This window comes from Streptomyces sp. NPDC057137 (genome assembly GCF_042670825.1).
GTDB lineage: Bacteria > Actinomycetota > Actinomycetes > Streptomycetales > Streptomycetaceae > Streptomyces.
The window spans coordinates 108,261-124,045 of record NZ_JBHUUW010000001.1; the positions used below are offsets into that span (position 1 = coordinate 108,261).

At 71.2% G+C, this 15,785-nt stretch carries 13 protein-coding genes; 7 read left to right on the forward strand and 6 right to left on the reverse strand.

Going from position 1 to position 15,785, the window contains the following annotated elements:
• Positions 1–44 precede the first annotated feature (44 nt).
• From ACFT9I_RS00400 to ACFT9I_RS00420, 5 genes are all read left to right on the forward strand, one after another.
• Positions 45–485 carry an ArsR/SmtB family transcription factor gene (locus tag ACFT9I_RS00400; protein ID WP_382558836.1) on the forward strand — a complete coding sequence of 147 codons (441 nt, stop codon included), beginning with the start codon at positions 45–47 and terminating at the stop codon, positions 483–485.
• Positions 482–1,606 carry an ACR3 family arsenite efflux transporter gene (gene arsB, locus ACFT9I_RS00405; protein WP_382558838.1) on the forward strand — a complete coding sequence of 375 codons (1,125 nt, stop codon included), beginning with the start codon at positions 482–484 and terminating at the stop codon, positions 1,604–1,606. The genes ACFT9I_RS00400 and arsB overlap by 4 nt, the downstream gene beginning before the upstream one ends.
• Positions 1,599–2,003, forward strand: a complete 405-nt coding sequence (locus tag ACFT9I_RS00410; protein ID WP_382558840.1) for an arsenate reductase ArsC — start codon at positions 1,599–1,601, stop codon at positions 2,001–2,003. Before arsB ends, ACFT9I_RS00410 begins: the two co-directional genes overlap by 8 nt.
• 121 nt (positions 2,004–2,124) lie before the next feature.
• Positions 2,125–2,451 carry a WhiB family transcriptional regulator gene (locus tag ACFT9I_RS00415; RefSeq protein WP_382558842.1) on the forward strand — a complete coding sequence of 109 codons (327 nt, stop codon included), beginning with the start codon at positions 2,125–2,127 and terminating at the stop codon, positions 2,449–2,451.
• A 382-nt stretch (positions 2,452–2,833) separates the two neighbouring features.
• On the forward strand, positions 2,834–5,689 hold the full coding sequence (locus ACFT9I_RS00420; RefSeq protein WP_382558844.1) for a discoidin domain-containing protein: 2,856 nt from the start codon (positions 2,834–2,836) through the stop codon (positions 5,687–5,689).
• 38 nt (positions 5,690–5,727) lie between these two features.
• Here the strand turns inward: ACFT9I_RS00420 and ACFT9I_RS00425 are convergent, their stop codons facing one another.
• Complete coding sequence (locus ACFT9I_RS00425) at positions 5,728–6,672, reverse strand: LysR family transcriptional regulator (protein WP_382558846.1); 945 nt, start codon at positions 6,670–6,672, stop codon at positions 5,728–5,730.
• Positions 6,673–6,723: 51 nt separating this feature from the next.
• Here ACFT9I_RS00425 and ACFT9I_RS00430 point away from each other — a divergent pair, with 51 nt between their 5' ends.
• Both ACFT9I_RS00430 and ACFT9I_RS00435 read left to right on the forward strand, forming a co-directional pair.
• Positions 6,724–7,332 carry an RBBP9/YdeN family alpha/beta hydrolase gene (locus ACFT9I_RS00430; RefSeq protein ID WP_382558848.1) on the forward strand — a complete coding sequence of 203 codons (609 nt, stop codon included), beginning with the start codon at positions 6,724–6,726 and terminating at the stop codon, positions 7,330–7,332.
• Positions 7,333–7,552: 220 nt separating this feature from the next.
• Positions 7,553–8,113: a hypothetical protein gene (locus ACFT9I_RS00435; RefSeq protein ID WP_382558850.1), complete on the forward strand. Its 561-nt coding sequence runs from the start codon at positions 7,553–7,555 to the stop codon at positions 8,111–8,113.
• Positions 8,114–8,147: 34 nt separating this feature from the next.
• On the opposite strand, the gene ACFT9I_RS00440 is transcribed toward ACFT9I_RS00435, so the two are convergent.
• The 5 genes from ACFT9I_RS00440 to ACFT9I_RS00460 are packed head-to-tail and all read right to left on the reverse strand — an operon-like array spanning position 8,148 to position 15,711.
• On the reverse strand, positions 8,148–8,924 hold the full coding sequence (locus tag ACFT9I_RS00440) for an ECF transporter S component (protein ID WP_382559587.1): 777 nt from the start codon (positions 8,922–8,924) through the stop codon (positions 8,148–8,150).
• 56 nt (positions 8,925–8,980) lie between these two features.
• Positions 8,981–10,729: an ABC transporter ATP-binding protein gene (locus ACFT9I_RS00445; RefSeq protein ID WP_382558851.1), complete on the reverse strand. Its 1,749-nt coding sequence runs from the start codon at positions 10,727–10,729 to the stop codon at positions 8,981–8,983.
• A complete protein-coding gene (locus ACFT9I_RS00450) occupies positions 10,726–11,889 on the reverse strand; it encodes an energy-coupling factor transporter transmembrane component T (protein ID WP_382558853.1) in 1,164 nt (387 codons plus the stop codon). Before ACFT9I_RS00450 ends, ACFT9I_RS00445 begins: the two co-directional genes overlap by 4 nt.
• Positions 11,890–11,941: 52 nt before the next feature.
• The gene (locus tag ACFT9I_RS00455; protein WP_382558855.1) at positions 11,942–12,964 is read right to left on the reverse strand and encodes a hypothetical protein; all 1,023 of its coding nucleotides are present in this window, start codon (positions 12,962–12,964) and stop codon (positions 11,942–11,944) included.
• Positions 12,961–15,711 carry a prenyltransferase/squalene oxidase repeat-containing protein gene (locus ACFT9I_RS00460; protein ID WP_382558857.1) on the reverse strand — a complete coding sequence of 917 codons (2,751 nt, stop codon included), beginning with the start codon at positions 15,709–15,711 and terminating at the stop codon, positions 12,961–12,963. The genes ACFT9I_RS00455 and ACFT9I_RS00460 overlap by 4 nt, the downstream gene beginning before the upstream one ends.
• Positions 15,712–15,785: the final 74 nt, after the last annotated feature.

Here is a 15,785-nt window from a genome sequence, read left to right on the forward strand (position 1 = left end):
GATGCAACCTTGCGCCCTGATTCGATGGCTGTCAATATTGAAGAATGTCGAAACAAGAGCTTGTGGTGCTCGGCCAGGACGCCACCGACGCCTGCTGCCCCACGCTGCTGACCGCCCCGCTCGCCGAGGACCGGGCCGTCGAGCTGGCGAAGATGTTCAAGGCTCTGGGCGACCCGGTCCGGCTGCGGCTGCTGTCGATGATCGCCTCGCGGGACGGTGGTGAGATCTGCGTCTGCGACCTCACCCCGGCCTTCGATCTCTCCCAGCCGACGATCTCCCACCACCTCAAGCTCCTGCGGCAGGCCGGACTGATCGACTGTGAACGCCGCGGGACGTGGGTGTACTACTGGCTGCTGCCCGAGACGACCGACAAGCTCGCCGGAGTCCTCACCCGTCCCGGTGCCCGACAGACGCCCGAGACGCCTCAGGCCACCGAGACCGCCGAGGCCACCGAGACCAGCGAGACCGCCGGGGCCTCGGCATGAGCCGCACCGCGATCGGGCCGGTGGCTGCCCGGCTGTCCTTCCTGGACCGGTTCCTCGCCGGGTGGATCCTCATCGCCATGGCCGCGGGCCTGGGACTCGGGCGCCTGATCCCCGGACTCGGTGACGCGTTGGCGAAGGTGACGGTCACGGGGGTCTCGCTGCCGATCGCACTCGGCCTCCTCGTGATGATGTATCCCGTCCTCGCCAAGGTCCGCTACGACCGGATCGACACGGTCGCCCGCGACCGGCGCCTGCTGATCCCGTCCCTGGTCCTGAACTGGATCCTCGGCCCGGCCCTCATGTTCGCCCTCGCCTGGATCTTCCTGCCCGACCTGCCGGAGTACCGGACCGGCCTGATCATCGTCGGTCTCGCCCGGTGCATCGCCATGGTCATCATCTGGAACGACCTCGCCGGCGGGGACCGCGAGGCCGCGGCCGTCCTGGTCGCCGTCAACTCCGTCTTCCAGGTGGTCGCGTTCAGTCTGCTCGGCTGGTTCTATCTCTCCGTACTGCCCGGCTGGCTGGGCCTGGAGCAGACCGCCCTCGACGTGTCCGTGTGGGAGATCTCCCGATCCGTCCTGATCTTCCTCGGGATCCCGCTGCTGGCCGGGTTCCTGACCCGCCGGATCGGCGAGAAGGTCAAGAGCCGGGCCTGGTACGAGGACCGGCTCATCCCTCGTATCGGCCCGTTCGCCCTGTACGGGCTGCTGTTCACCATCGTCGTGCTGTTCGCCCTCCAGGGCGACGCCATCACCTCGAAGCCGCTGGACGTCGCGAGGATCGCGCTGCCGCTCCTGGTGTACTTCGCCGTCATGTGGGCCGGATCGATGGCTCTCGGAAAGGCAGTCGGACTCGACCATCCGAAGGCGACGACGCTGGCGTTCACCGCCGCGGGCAACAACTTCGAACTCGCCATCGCCGTCGCGATCGCCACCTTCGGCGCGACCTCCGGGCAGGCACTGGCCGGAGTCGTGGGCCCGCTCATCGAGGTGCCGGTGCTGATCGGGCTGGTCCATGTCGCCCTGGCCGCCCGCCGGTTCTTCCCCCGACCGGCCGCGGCGGCCGCCGAGCCGATCACCACCGAACCGATCACCGCCGAGGAGGGCCCCGCCCGTGTCTGAGACCAAGCCGTCCGTACTGTTCGTATGCGTCCACAACGCGGGCCGGTCCCAGATGGCCGCCGCCTTCCTCAGCCACCTCGCCGGCGACCGGGTCGAGGTCCGCTCCGCCGGATCCGCCCCCGCCGAGACGGTCAACCCGGCCGTCGTCGCGGCGATGGCCGAGGAGGGCATCGACCTCACCGCCGAGACCCCGAAGGTCCTCACCGTGGACGCGGTACGGGCGTCCGACGTGGTGATCACCATGGGCTGCGGCGACAGCTGCCCCGTCTTCCCCGGCAAGCGGTATCTCGACTGGAAGCTCGAAGACCCGGCAGGCCAGGGCGTCGACGCCGTGCGACCGATACGCGACGAGATCCAACGGCGGATCCGCGGGCTGCTGGACGAACTGAGCGGATGACGCGTTCCGATGTTTGCCGTCGCTGTGCGAACAGTCACCCGAAGGGGTGATCAGCGAACTGCCATCTGTCGGAACGGTAAAGCGTTTTGTAGCGTCTGACCTTCCAGGGGAAGGGGGCGCGATGAACGCACAGTCGGAATGGGGCGGACGGGGTGCCTGCCGGGCCGTCGATCCGGACACCCTGTTCGTACAGGGTCAGGAGCAGAACAAGGCGAAGTCCGTGTGCCTTGGCTGTCCGGTACGCACCGAGTGCCTGGCCCACGCCTTGGACAACCGGGAGGAATTCGGTGTCTGGGGCGGCATGACCGAGCGCGAGCGCCGGGCACTGCTGCGGCGGAGGCCGACCGTCACGTCCTGGCGGCGCCTGCTGGAGACCGCCCGGGGCGAACACGAACACGAGGAGCCCGACGGCGGAGAGGGCCTGCAACTGCCCGCCGGTGGCCTGTAGTCCGGGGGCTGTGGTCCGGCCGACCGGCTCGTGGGGCCGGGACGGCCGTCGTGGCTGTCCGCGCCGATCGCTCCGTACGTGAACCCGCCTTCCGCACGCGCCACTTGGCGCGGTGAGAACTCGGGCGACGAGCCGTACACCGCACCGACATCGAGTGCGTCATCGCCGTTCCCCCTGAAGTCCCCGTGTGTGAAAGTCGGCGTAGGGACACGGCCGGTTCGCGGGCGTCAGGACACGGGACGCCGCCGGCACCGGCGGCGGCACCGGCTCGGTGACCGGCGCGTGCCCGAAGGCCCGACGCCGGGCCCCTTGAACGCACCACCCGCACACGCACCACTTCTCGCACCACCCCGCTCACCCCCCCCACTCAAAGGAGAGCCACATGGGGCAGGAGAGAAAGACGTGGTCGTCCGTCCACGGGCCGGGCGGTGTCCGGCGCCGTCGCTCACGCCGCTCGCGCCGGTCACGTTACGCAGGGGTTCTCGCGCTCGCCCTGGCCATTCCGCTGATCGTCCCCGGCGGCGCGCTCGCCGCACCCGCCGCCGTGGCCGACGCGCCGTCCCCGTCCGCGCAGTGGGAGGCCCTGCAGCCGAAGCTGGCCGGCATCAAGGGCGTCTGGACCAACCAGAGTTACACCGGGTCCGTACAGAACACCATGCCGGACACCGCCCTTCTCGGGAACGGCGACGTCGGGGTGACCTCCGGCGGCAGTACCGGGGTGAAGTCGTTTCTCGTCTCCAAGGGCGACTTCTGGAGCGGCAACCCCGCCCGCCCCGCCCCCATCGGCGGTGTCACCATCCAGGGCACCACCACGCAGGACAACGGCAATCTCGCACTCGGTGCCACGGCCACCGCCAGCAGCACCACGGACTCCTTCGCACCGTCCCGGGCGGTCAACGGGCAGTGGGGCAGCGGCTACGAGGGCTGGGTCTCGGCGATCGGCAAGCCGCAGTGGATCACGCTCGACCTCGGCTCGGTCAAGACCGTCGCCCGTTATGTGGTGCGCAACGACAACGCGGCGCGCCCCGGCAACGCCGCGTTCAACACGAAGAACATGACGTTCCAGACCAGCGCGAACGGCACCTCCTGGAGCACCGTCAACACGGTCACCGACAACACGGCCGATGTCATCGACCGCACCCTGACCGCCGTACAGACCCGCTACATCCGCCTGAACATCACCGAGCCCACACAGAGCACCACGCCGGACTCGACGGACAACCCACGCGCCCGCATCGGCCAGATCGAGCTGTACGCGAGCGGCGGCGGGACGACCCCGCCCGCCGAGCCGTTCCGCGAGGAACAGCACATCGTGGACGGGTCGATCACCACGTCCGTGTCGATGGGCAACACCCCTCTGTCGATGAGGACATGGCTGGCCGCCGAGAAGAACGTGCTGGTCACGTCCATCACCTCGACCGGCTCGCAGCCGGTCCAGCTCCAGGCGTCGACGTTCGCCGGCGCGGTGGGCGGCGGCAACGCCTCGTACGCCAACTCGGCCGGGGTCGACGGCCAGGTGACGTGGGCGGAGCGCGCCACCGCACCCGGCCCCAACTGGGTCTCGCGCGGGGCGCTCGGGTCAACGGTCCTCGGGGCTACGGCGGTTCAACCGCCCACCGTCTCCGGCGCGACGGCGAAGACGGTCTTCACCCTCCCGGCCGGCCGGACCGCGCACCTCGTGACGGCGATAGCCGGCGGCGGCCAGAACCCGGTGGCACCGCGCAATGACGCGGTGGCGCGGGTACGGGCCGAGAGCACCGGGTCCATCGGGACGCTCGACACACAGCGGGTCGCCTGGTGGAAGGACTACTGGATGCGGTCGGCCGTCAATCTGAACGACGCGGCGCTGGAGAGGTTCTACTACCCCGCCCAGTACTTCATCGGTGCGTCGAGCCGCCCGGGCAAGACCGCCCCCGGCCTCTTCGGCATCTGGACGACCACGGACTCCCCGCAGTTCAACGGCGACTACCACCTCAACTACAACGCGCAGGCCCCGTTCTACGGGGTCTACTCCAGCAACCGCCCCGAACTGGCCCTCCCCTTCAGCGAGTTGATTCTCGCGTACGTCCCCGAGGCGCAGCGCCGGGCCAAGCAGGACCTGCGCCGCGTGAAGCCGGACTACGTCGACCGGCGCTTCCCGAGCGGAGGCGTGCCGTCGGGGGTGCTGTATCCGGTGGGCATCGGGCCGTTCGGTTCGGCTAGCGGATCGACCACGGACGACCAGTATCACCAGCAGGTCTCCAACTCCCTTTTCTCCGCGACCCAGTTCATCTCCTACTACGAGTACACGCAGGACGTGAACTTCCTGCGGACCAAGGGCTATCCGTTCCTGACGCAGGTGGCGCAGTTCTTCGAGCACTGGCTGGAGCGGGACGCGAACGGCAGATACACCCTGTGGGGCAGACCGCACGAGGGCACCTGGGGCCGGAATTCCTCGCCCGACATCGGCATGCTCAAGCAGGTGCTGACCGCCGCGATCTCCGGTAGCGAGAAGCTCGGCGTGGACGCGGCCAAGCGCCCCGTCTGGCAGAACATCCTCAACAACCTGCCCGCCCAGCCGACCACCGTCCACAACGGCAGAACGGTGTACGCGCTGGCGGAGACCATGGAGGGCTCGGACACCCGGGTGATCCGTCCCGGTGACAACACCATCAATCTCGAATTCATCCAGCCCGCCGACCAGTTGGGCGTCAATTCGGACGCCGGCCGGCTCCAGGTCGCACGCGACACGGTCGACGCGATGAACAGCTGGGACCAGCACAACAGCTTCCCGAAGATCTTCAACCAGGCGGCCAGGGTGGGCTATCCGGCGCAGGCGCTGATCGACCGGGTCACGTCGGTCCTCTCCGCGCGTACGGCGCCCAATCTCCGGATCACCGACCCGAACCACGGGATCGAGAAGTCCGGGACCACCGAGGCGATCAACAGCATGCTGGTGCAGAGCGACACGGGGATCGTCACGCTCTTCCCGACCTGGCCGGCGGCGAAGGACGCGAGCTTCTACCAGCTCCGGCAGAAGGGCGCGTTCGTGGTCTCCAGCTCGAAGAAGGCGGGCAGGGTCGAGTACGCCGACGTCCGGAGCGAGGTGGGCGGCACACTGCGGCTGAAGAACCCGTGGGGCGGCGGCACGTTCCGGGTGACCGACGCGAACGGGAACGCCGTGCCGTACACCACCCCGGGGGGTGTGATCACGGTGCAGACGACGGCCGGCCAGACGTACCACGTCAACCCGGCCTGAGCGGCGGTCAGTTGAGGTGAGGGCGGTGGGGTGTCGGGCTATCTCCTCGGCGCCCCACCGGCGTTCCGTCCCGCCGCGACCAGATGCCCGACGAAGGCCGTCAACAGGGGATCGTTCTCCGCCCCCGCCCTGACCGCCGCGAAGACGTGCCGGACGGGTGGCTGCCCTTCGGGTTCGCGCAGTACCAGACCTGGGCGGTGCAGGGGCTGCACCAGCCGGGGTACGAGGGCGACCCCGATCCCCGCCTCGACAAGGGCGGCGAGCGACTGCCAGTCGTTCACCGCGTGGCGGATCTCCGGGGTGAATCCGCCCGCCGCGCAGACCGAGCGGGTCACCGCGCCGCAGCAGCTTCCCGCGTCTCCGACTATCCACGCCTCGGTGGCCAACTCGCGCAGTTTCACGCGCTGTTGACCGGCGAGGCGGTGCGTGACCGGCAGCGCGACGTCAAGGATGTCGGTGAGCAGGTCGGTCCGTGTGTAGCGGCGGTCGGTGAAGGGCGGTGCCTGCCCGAAGTCCACGGCCAGCGCGACATCGATCTCACCGGCGTCGAGTCGGGTGAACAGGTCCGGCGGCTCGGCCTCCACGACGGCGACACCGATGTCCGGGTTTGTGGCGGCCAGTTCGGTCAGGGCCGCCGGCAGCAGCCCGGATATCGCGCTGGAGAACGCTCCGACGGTCAGGGTGCCGCGTTGCCCGCCGCCCCAGGCGGCGAGATCGGCCCGTGCCCGCTCCAGCTGAGCGGCGATGATGTCCGCGTGCCGGAGCATGACGCGCGCCTGCCCGGTCAGTTGGACGCCCCGCCCCTTCCGCCGGACCAGCGGCACTCCCCACTCACGGGAGAGCGCGGCCAACTGCTGGGACACGGCGGAGGGCGTCAGACGCATGGCTTCCGCCGCTTTCGCCAGACTGCCGCGGCGGTCCAGTTCGCGCAGCGCGCCGAGACCACGCAGATCGACAGTGAAGCTCCGGCTTACCTTTTCCATCCACAAACATTAACTGGACCTGAGGTGTTCGCCGGGTCGAAGATCACTGTCATGACTTCGACCTCCTTCCTCATCCTGCACGGCTGGCTGAACCACCGGCCGGCGGGCCACTGGCAGCATTGGCTGGCCGACGAGCTGGCGGCCCGCGGGAATCACGTGATCTATCCGCAGCTTCCGGAGCCCGACGATCCGGACCTGGCGGCGTGGCTCGGCGCGCTCGACACCCACCTCGCCACCCAGCGGGCCGCCGACGTCGGTGAGCGCGTGGTGATCTGCCACAGCCTCGCCGTCCTGCTGTGGCTGCACGCGGTGGCGCGCGGCGGAGTCCGGGTCGACCGGATCCTCCTGGTGGGCCCGCCGTCCGCCGAGACCCTCGCCCGGTACGACGCGGTCGCCGGCTTCGGCCGGCCGGGTGCGACCGCCGCGCAGCTGCGTGCGGCCGCGGGCACGACGCGGCTGGCGGCCGGGGACGACGACCCGTACTGCGAGGGCGGCGCGGCCGAGCGCTACGGCCGGCCGCTCGGCCTCGACTCCGACGTGATCACCGGCGGCGCGCATCTCGACCTGGACGCGGGCTACGGCTCCTGGCCGTCGGTTCTCGACTGGTGCCTCGACCCCGCCGTACGGCTGTCACCGAGGCCCCGGGCACCCGGGGAGTGATCTGGATCAATTCTGCATGTCCGACAATTCATAGAGAAATTCCAATTAGCAGTCCATACAAGACAGTTGGAGCGTTAAAACCGCTGATTGGAACGTTCAAACTCTTGACCTTCTTCCCGTCGGAAGGCCACGATCTTCTGGTCGCCCACGCGTGTGGGCGATGAAGAAGCACCGGAATTCTGCCTGTCCGATTTCGTATCCACGAAGGGTCGGTATATCCGTGTCCCCCCACTCGCTCCACCGAAAGATCGGCTCAGCCGCAGCGGCGTTCGGCATCGCCGCCCTGTCCCTCGCGCTCAACTCCGGCCCGGCCCAGGCCGCCGAGCCGACGGAGCGCGCCTCCTCAACCGCCGCGGCCCCACCCGCGGCCGCCGACTCCGGCAACGCGCTCGTCACCTTCACCAACAACAACGACGGCGGCGTGTACACCTGCGAGATCACGACGCCCTCCGGCCTCGGACACGCGCCGACCCAGCCGCATCAGCTCTCCTGGCGGTCGGTCGCGGTCTGCCAGGTCGTCGTGCGCATGTACGGGGTCAGCGCCTCGTACGTGTGGGGCAGCGACATCGCCTACTTCCCGGGCAGCAGCTACGACATCACCGGCACGATCGCCGAGACCGTCGGCAGGGTGAACGTGCCCCCGGGCGCGTGGGGTCTCAACAACAACATCATCATCTTCACCCCGGCCGGTTACACGGCCACCCCGGGCAACGGCTGCGCGGCCGTGGCCGCCGACCAGACCAAGTGCACGGCCACCGCGGGGCCGATCATGGTCAGCTGAGTGGTGCTGGGGCGCCTGACCGGGCTTCGGCCCGTCAGGCGCCCTTCTCGTGTGCGCCCTTCTCGTGTGCGCCCTCGGCGTGGAATCTCACCGGGGCCTGGAAGCGGGCCCGTCGCGCCGCACGGCGGAAGGTGACCAGGACCGCCGGGCCCGCGATCAGGACGCAGACGAAGTTGGTGACCGCGCGGCCGGTGTCCCAGCCCAGGGACGTGGCCAGGTCGAAGGCGAGGTAGCGCTGCCACTGCTCGGTGAAGGGCAGGCCGGGCAGATAGGCGATCGAGCTGTCCGGGTCGAGGGAGAACGGCCAGAAGGACAGGTTGAGCAGAAAGCCGAAGAGATAGCCGGACAGGGAGCCGTAGCCGGCCAGGAGGAGGACTTCGCGGCGGCCGGTGGCCCGTGGGAGCAGGCCGGCGAGCATCCCGACGAAGGCGCAGCCGAACATCTGGTACGGCATCCAGGGGCCGACGCCGCCGGTGATGAGGGCGGAGGCGAAGAGGGACGTGCAGCCCAGCGAGAAGCCGAACCCCGGGCCGTACACCCGCCCTGCCAGCACCAGGATGAAGAACACCGTCTCGATCCCCGCGGTGCCCGCGCCGAGCGGACGCAGGGCCGCGTTCACCGCGGACAGGACGCCGAGCATGGCCAGCGCCTTGGAGTTGATGCCGCCCTCGGCGATCTCCGACAGGACGACGCAGAGGACGAGCAGGAGCAGGACACCGAAGATGAGCGGGGGCGCGTACACGGAGCCGAATTTTCCGGGCGCGACCACGAACGGCCAGAAGAACGCGACGAGTCCGATGAACGCGGCCATGGCGATGACCACCCCGGCCCGGGGGGTGATGCGGATGGCCGTCGATACGCGCTCCCTCACCTGCCCGCCTCACCGTCGGACGGCAGCACGGCTGCCGTCACCTGATCGACCGTCAAATACGAGAGGGGTGCCAGGATCTTCGCGACCTGGGGTGCGAACACGGGTGAGGCCACGATGACTTCGGTGGTCGGGCCGTCGGCCACGATGTCGCCCTCGGCCATGACCACGACGCGGTCGGCGGCGCGGGCGACGAACTCCACGTCGTGCGTGGAGATGACGACGGCGCGACCTTCGGCCGCCAAGTCGTCCACGATATGGGTCAGTTCGGACTTGGCGCGGTAGTCCAGACCGCGGGTGGGTTCGTCCAGCAGCAGAACGCCCGGTGTGGCGGCCAGTTGGATCGCCAGCACCAGGGCGAGCTTCTGGCCCTCCGAGAGGTCCCGGGGGTGGGTCGCGTCGTCGATTCCGGGAGCGAGCCGGTCCAGGACGACGCGGGCCGACAGCTGAGCGGCGGCCTGGGTCGGTGGCTGGGATCGAGGCCGGGTCCGGGGCTGGTTCCGAGGCTGGTTCCGGGTCCAGGTCCGGGACTTTCCGTCGGTCGACGCTACGGCGGCCGATTCGTGGTCGGCCTGGGCGAGTTCCTGCTTGACGCTCTCCAGGTAGAGGAGATCGGTGGGCGTCTGCGGTACGAGCCCCACCAGGCGCCGTGCGCGGGCGGCGGACAGGGACTTGGGGTCGGCCGGCTCCGTACCGTCGGCGGACGTGACCGCCACGGTGCCGGCCCGCCGGGGGCCGGATCCCTGGAGTGCCCACAGCAGGGAGGACTTGCCCGATCCGTTGCGTCCCATCAGGGCGGTGATCTCGCCGCCGCGCAGCTTCAGGTCGACTTCACAGACGGCCGGGACACCGTGGTAGGTGACGGTGACTCCTCGGGCGTCGAGCAGGACGGGCCGCTCCCCCTCCGTCGCGGGGCGCACCGGAGGTACGGGGGCGTCCGCCAGCCGGGTGCGGAGAGCGACCGCCGCCCGGCGGGCGTCGCGGATGGACAGCGGGAGCGGGTCCCAGCCGGCCAGGCGTCCCAGTTCGACCACGGGCGGCGCCACGGACGAAGTGCGGAAGACCTGCGCCGGCGGTCCCGTCACGACCGTGCCGTCGCCGGGCAGCTGGATGACCCGGTCCGCGTACTGGAGGACCCGCTCCAGGCGGTGTTCGGCGAGCAGGACGGTGACACCCAGGTCGTGCACGAGCCGGGTCACGGCGGACAGGACCTCTTCGGCGGCGGTGGGGTCGAGGGCCGAGGTGGGTTCGTCGAGGACCAGTACGCGGGGGTGCGCGGTGAGGACGGAGCCGATGGCCACGCGCTGCTGCTGGCCTCCGGAGAGTTCGTACAGGGCGCGGTGGCGCAGATCGGCCAGGCCCAGCAGGTCCAGCGTCTCCTCCACGCGCTTGCGCATCACCGCCGGCGGAACGGCCAACTGCTCCATGGCGTAGGCGAGTTCCTCCTCCACGGTGTCCGTGACGAAGCCGTCGAGCGGGTCCTGCCCGACGAAACCGACGACATCCGCCAGCTCGCGCGGCGGATGCGCGGCGGTGTCGCGGCCGTCGACGGTGACCCGGCCGTACAGGGTGCCGCCCGTGAAGTGGGGCACCAGACCGTTCACGGCCCCGAGCAGCGTGGACTTCCCGACGCCCGTGTGGCCGACCACCAGGCAGAGTTCGCCCTCCTCGACGGTGAGATCCACCCCGCGCAGGACCGGCTCGGCCGTGTCGTCGTACAGGACACTGACGTCGTCGAAAACGATCACGCTGCCACCTCGGTGCGCGGTACGGGCGGGGACGGGTTCGGTGGCCGGGGCGGCGGCGCGAGGAAGCCCGCCGTTCCCGCCAGCAGGATCGCGGCGGTCGGCAGGAGGGGCAGCGAGGGCCAAGTGAGCGGATACAGGGACGGGTTGAGGTCGGCGGCGTCGTAGCCGACCCCGGCGAACAGCAGCACGGCGGAGAGCACCCCGCAGCCGGCCACCGCCCATTCCGCGAGGCGCCACGGGTCGGGCCGGTAGGTCGTACGCGTCACTCGGCGTCCCCCCAGCCGCAGACCCGCCACGCACAGGAGCGATCCCGCGAGCAGGGCCGGCAGGCCGAGTGCCGTGGGGGCGGTGCCGTCGAGCAGTCCGTACGCCCCGGCGCACAGCCCGCACATGCCGAGCAGCATGAACGCGCCGGTCAGGCGGCGGGAGCGGGGTGTGGCCGAGCCCGCCCGGCCGTAGCCGCGTGAGTCCATGGCCGAGGCGAGTCGCAGGGAGCGTTCGAGGGCGTCTTCGAGTACGGGGACGGCGATGCCCCGCAGGGCGCGGAATCCCTTGTTGCGCCCGGCGCGCAGCCGTCGTGCCCGGGAGACGCGCTGGACGCTCTGGACGAGTTGGGGGGCGACGCTGATGGAGACGGTGACGGCGACGCCGAGTTCGTACAGCGCTCCGGGCAGGATGCGAAGGGCCCGTTTGGGGTTGGCGAGGGTGTTGGCGGCGCCGATGCAGCAGAGCATGCAGGCGAGCCGTAGCCCGTCGGTGGCGGCGGAGAGTACGGCTTCGAGGGAGACGGGGCCGCCCAGTTGGATGCCCGCGTACCAGTCGGGTGTCGGGATGTGCGGCAGGGCGAAGAGGAAATGGTCCCTGGGGGTGATGCCGGTGGCGAAGACCGCGCGGAAGACGACCCGGATCGCGACGACGGTCAGGGCCAGCCAGAGGTAGTACTTGAAACCCCGGGCCCAGGGTGCCTCGGTGCGCCGGGCGGTGACCACGTAGCCGAGCACGGTGAGGACCAGGATCAGCAGCAGCGGGTTGGTGGTGCGGCTGACGGCGGTGGCGAGGGCGAGCGCCCAGATCCACCAGGCCACCGGGTGCAGGGTGCGGGGCAGCCGGCGGCCTCCGGTGTCCGCCGCCGCACGGCTGTCCGGGGCACGACCGTCCACAGCACGAGCGTCGGGTGCGCGACCGCCCGGTGTACGACCGCCCGGCACCGCGCTATTCGGCACAGCGTCTGCGCCGCGCCGCGACGACACCCGCGCCACCCACGAGGAGCACCAGACCGGCCGCCGACGCCACGGGCACCAGGGACCCGGAGTCGTGCTCGGCGTCCGCCGCGGGACCGGCGTCCACGACCCGTGTGTCGTCGCCCGCCGCGACGGATCCGGTGGAGGCCGAGGGGGAGGCGGACCCGGACGCGCTCGTGGACGGGCTCGGGCCGGTGCTCGCCGACGGGGACGGGGACTTCGCGGAGGCCTTCGGCGAGGGCTTGGCGGTGGAGTCCCGCCGCGCGGGCGGCCGGTCCTCACTCCCCCGGCCCGGCGCGGCTCCACCGCCCGAACCGCCGCCCGAGCCGCCCGAGCCGCCCGAACCACCCCCGGATCCGCCGCCGTTGCCGTTCCCGTTGTCCGAACCGCCCCCGGCCGGGCGGGTGTTCTTGGCGCGCAGCTGGTCGGGGGTGACGGTGGGACGGCCCTTGGTGCCCTCGATGTTCGTACCACCGAAGATCCACAGATCGACGCTGCCGGGCTTCGGCCGGTAGCTCATCGCGCCGAGTTGGCTGTACTCCCAGTCGCTCTCGCCCGGGTCGGCGTGCCAGTACGACCAGTACGCGGAGGCGGGCGGCGTCAGGACGCAGTCGTCCTGCTGCGGGGTGGGGTACTGCTTGCCGCCCTGGTGGCCGCTGTAGCCGATCCGGCAGATGAAGGCCGGGCCGTCGTGCCCGGTGCCGGTGGTGTGCCAGCCGCCCTGGTTGAGCAGTTCGTAGCCGGTGGTGGGGGTGGTTCCGCAGGAACGGAGGATCGGGCCGCCCCAGTGGCTGAAGTCGACGGCGAGCACGGCCCCGGCGGAGGTGGTGCACGCGCCGATGGGCCGAGGCACCGCCGACGCGGTGCCGGTGGTCATGCCGAGCATGGCGGCGGTCAGCGCCAGCGCGGCCGTGACGGCGCCGACGGCTCGGGCGAGTGGCACGACCGGCGCGAGTGGCACGAGCCTCGTGAGTGGCGCGAGTCGCGCCGTCATCGGTGGCCCCCTGCCGCCGTGCGACGGGATCGGGCGACGGCGACCGTGTGCCAGCCCGCGAGGGCGAGCAGCAGGGCGGTCAGCGTCAGCGCCCACGGCTGGACCCCGGTGGAGGCCAGCCCGCCCGATGCCGACCCGCCGGAACCGCCGGAACCGCCGGAGTCCCCCGGTGTGACGATCGGGGGCGTCGCGCCGGGCCCGGCCGGTGGCTGCGGCGTCGTACCACTGAGGTCACGGACGAGCGTCCCGAAGGACGTACCCACCGCGCCGCTGAGTGCCTGGGTGGACGCACGTACGTCCGAGCCGGGCTGGCCGTCGGCCGCGACGTCGAAGCCACCGTCCTTGTTCTGCTGTGCGGCCAGGAATTTCCGCGCCTTGGTGATCTCGGTGCCGTACTTCGCCGCGTCCAGGGAGAGCCCCTGCACGGCCAGGGCGGCGGAGTTGACGGAGTTCCCCGACGCACCGGGGAATCCGCCGTCCGCCAGTTGCTCGCGGGCGATCCAGGCCAGCGCCTTGTCGACGGCTGCCGCCGCCTTGTCGTCGTTCACCAGATCAAGCGCCATCGCGCCCATGGCCGTGGAGTCGACCTCGGAGTCCCCGGTGGGCGGTACGAGGCTCGGCCAGGCTCCCGAGTCGTGCTGCAGGTCCGCCAGGTACGCGATCGGACCGGCGGCCGCGTCCTTCTCCCCCGCGCGGAGCTGGGCCATGATGCCGAGAGTCTGCGAGAAGACCGAAGGGGCGTACGCGTAGGCGCCCTTGGCGGCGCACCGCCGGTCGGGTGCCTGGCTCGGCGCCGCGCAGACCGCCTCGCCGAGTCCGGCGACGAGGTCCTGCCCGGCGAAGTCGCGCGGGTCGCGTCCGACCACCTCGGCGAGGAGGGCGGCCTTGCCCATGGAGCCCCCGGCGGCGTGCGTCGTACCGGCTCCCGTCCAGTCGTCGACCGTACGGCCCGGTGTGCTGCCGTCCTTGCCCCGGTCGTCCAGGAAGTCGACGATGCCGCGCAGGGCGTTGTTGTCCTGTCCGGTGGCCGCGAGGGCGAAGGCGCCGTCGATGGTGAGGCCGAAGTCGGCGAAGCCGGAGCCGGCGAGGTTCTCGTAGTAGTGGCCCTGCTTGAGGCGGGCGGGGGCGGTGAGGTAGGCGGTGCCCTTCTTGAGATCGGGCCCGACCCCGTCCCCCGGCGGGCCGGTGGGCGGATCCGTGGGCGGGCCGGTGGGCGGATCCGTCGGAGGCCCGGTCGGCGGGTCCGTGGGCCCGGTGGGCTTCGTCGTCAGCGTGACGAGGTTGGTTCCGGCGCCGCCGATGGTCGCGTGCACGGTCGGGTACAGGAACGAATCGGCCGTCGCCTCTTCGAAGCCGAAGCCGCCGTCCTTGTTCTGCTGCCTCGACACCCAGGACATCGCCGCGTCGGCCCGCGTCGTGTCGCCCAGCGCGCGCAGCGCCTGTGACGCCGTGGCGGTCATGGCGACATCGCCGACGGCGGACCCGACGTAGGCGACGTAACTGCCGTCGTCCCGCTGGGACTTCTTGAGGAAGTCACGGGCCTTGGCCACGGCGTCGCCGTGGCCGCCCGCCCGCTCCAGGACGAGCGCCACGAGGGCGGTCGTGCCCGCGTCGCCCTCGCAGAACTCGCCCGGCCGGATCAGCACGCTGGTGACGGCGCCGTTGACACACTGCAGGGCGGCCAGCCGGGAGACCGTGCCGGCCGGCGGTTCCATGTCCCCCCGCAGCAGGGCGAGGACGGCCAGTGCCTGCGCGTCGGTCGAACCGGCTTCGGTGAAGTCGCCCTTGGCGGAGCAGCCGGGCGCGCTCCCGCTCTCCGGGCCGTTCGCGCAGATGTTCGCGGCGAGATCGCCGAGGAGGTCGTGTCCGCCGACGTCGCGCGGATCGCCCTCGGAGATCTCGGCGAGCAGCGCGAGCCGGGCCGCGGCCTTGGGATCGGGTGCCTTGTCGGTGCCCTGCGGATACGCGAACTCGGCTGTGTGCGCGGTGAGATACGCCTTGATCTTGTCGAGCGTCGCGCCGCGCCCGTTCGCGGCGGCGAGGGCGAACGCCGTCTCGGCGGTCTGGAGATGGTTCGGGCCTTCGGCGCCCTCGTCGAAGATGTGGTCGCCGTCCTTCAGCCGGCCGGTGAGCCAGCCGGCGGCGGCCTCGGTGTCGACCGTTCCCGGCTCGACCGGCGGCGGAGTGCTCTCGCCGGGGTCCGGATCCCCGCCGCCGCCAGGCCGTATCTCCGCCGGGGTGAAGCTCGGCTGTCCGGTGCTGCCGCCGATGTCGGTGGGGCCGAAGACCCACGCCTGGACCTCGCCCGGCTTGGGCCGCTGGCTCAGAGCGCCGAGCGGGCTGTACGTCCAGTGGTCCTGCCCGACGGGAGCGAGCCAGTACGACCAGTAGGCGTCCGCCGGCGGTGTGAGCCGGCATGCCTCATCGGCCGGAGTGGGGTGCTGCGCACCGCCCTTGAAGCTGTCGTGGCCGATGCGGCAGATGAAGCCGGGGCCGTCGTGGACCGTGCCGGTGGTGGTGAATCCACCGTCGTGCAGCAGCTCCATGCCGGTGGTCAAGGTGGTGTCGCAGCCCCGTACGACATCCCCGCCCCAGTCGCCGAAGTCGACGGCGACCACGGCGCCGGTCGTGGCGGTGCAGTCGCCGATGGGATCGGCCGCGGCCGGGGCGGCCGTCGTCACGAGTGCTGTGCCCAGGCCGATCGTCAGCAGCAGGGCGGCCGGCAGTGAGAGGAGTCTCGCCCCCACGCGACGGTCTGATCTCTTCCCGGTCACCACCACGGCCCCCTGTGTCACCCGAGGCGGAGCCGTGCGTGACCGAA

Bases quoted from the DNA above. Each gene is read 5' to 3' on its own strand.
- ACFT9I_RS00400 (WP_382558836.1), top strand. From the start codon at position 45: ATGTCGAAACAAGAGCTTGTGGTGCTCGGCCAGGACGCCACCGACGCC.
- arsB (WP_382558838.1), top strand. From the start codon at position 482: ATGAGCCGCACCGCGATCGGGCCGGTGGCTGCCCGGCTGTCCTTCCTG.
- ACFT9I_RS00415 (WP_382558842.1), top strand. From the start codon at position 2,125: ATGAACGCACAGTCGGAATGGGGCGGACGGGGTGCCTGCCGGGCCGTC.
- ACFT9I_RS00420 (WP_382558844.1), top strand. From the start codon at position 2,834: ATGGGGCAGGAGAGAAAGACGTGGTCGTCCGTCCACGGGCCGGGCGGT.
- ACFT9I_RS00425 (WP_382558846.1), bottom strand. From the start codon at position 6,672: ATGGAAAAGGTAAGCCGGAGCTTCACTGTCGATCTGCGTGGTCTCGGC.
- ACFT9I_RS00430 (WP_382558848.1), top strand. From the start codon at position 6,724: ATGACTTCGACCTCCTTCCTCATCCTGCACGGCTGGCTGAACCACCGG.
- ACFT9I_RS00440 (WP_382559587.1), bottom strand. From the start codon at position 8,924: ATGGCCGCGTTCATCGGACTCGTCGCGTTCTTCTGGCCGTTCGTGGTC.
- ACFT9I_RS00455 (WP_382558855.1), bottom strand. From the start codon at position 12,964: ATGACGGCGCGACTCGCGCCACTCACGAGGCTCGTGCCACTCGCGCCG.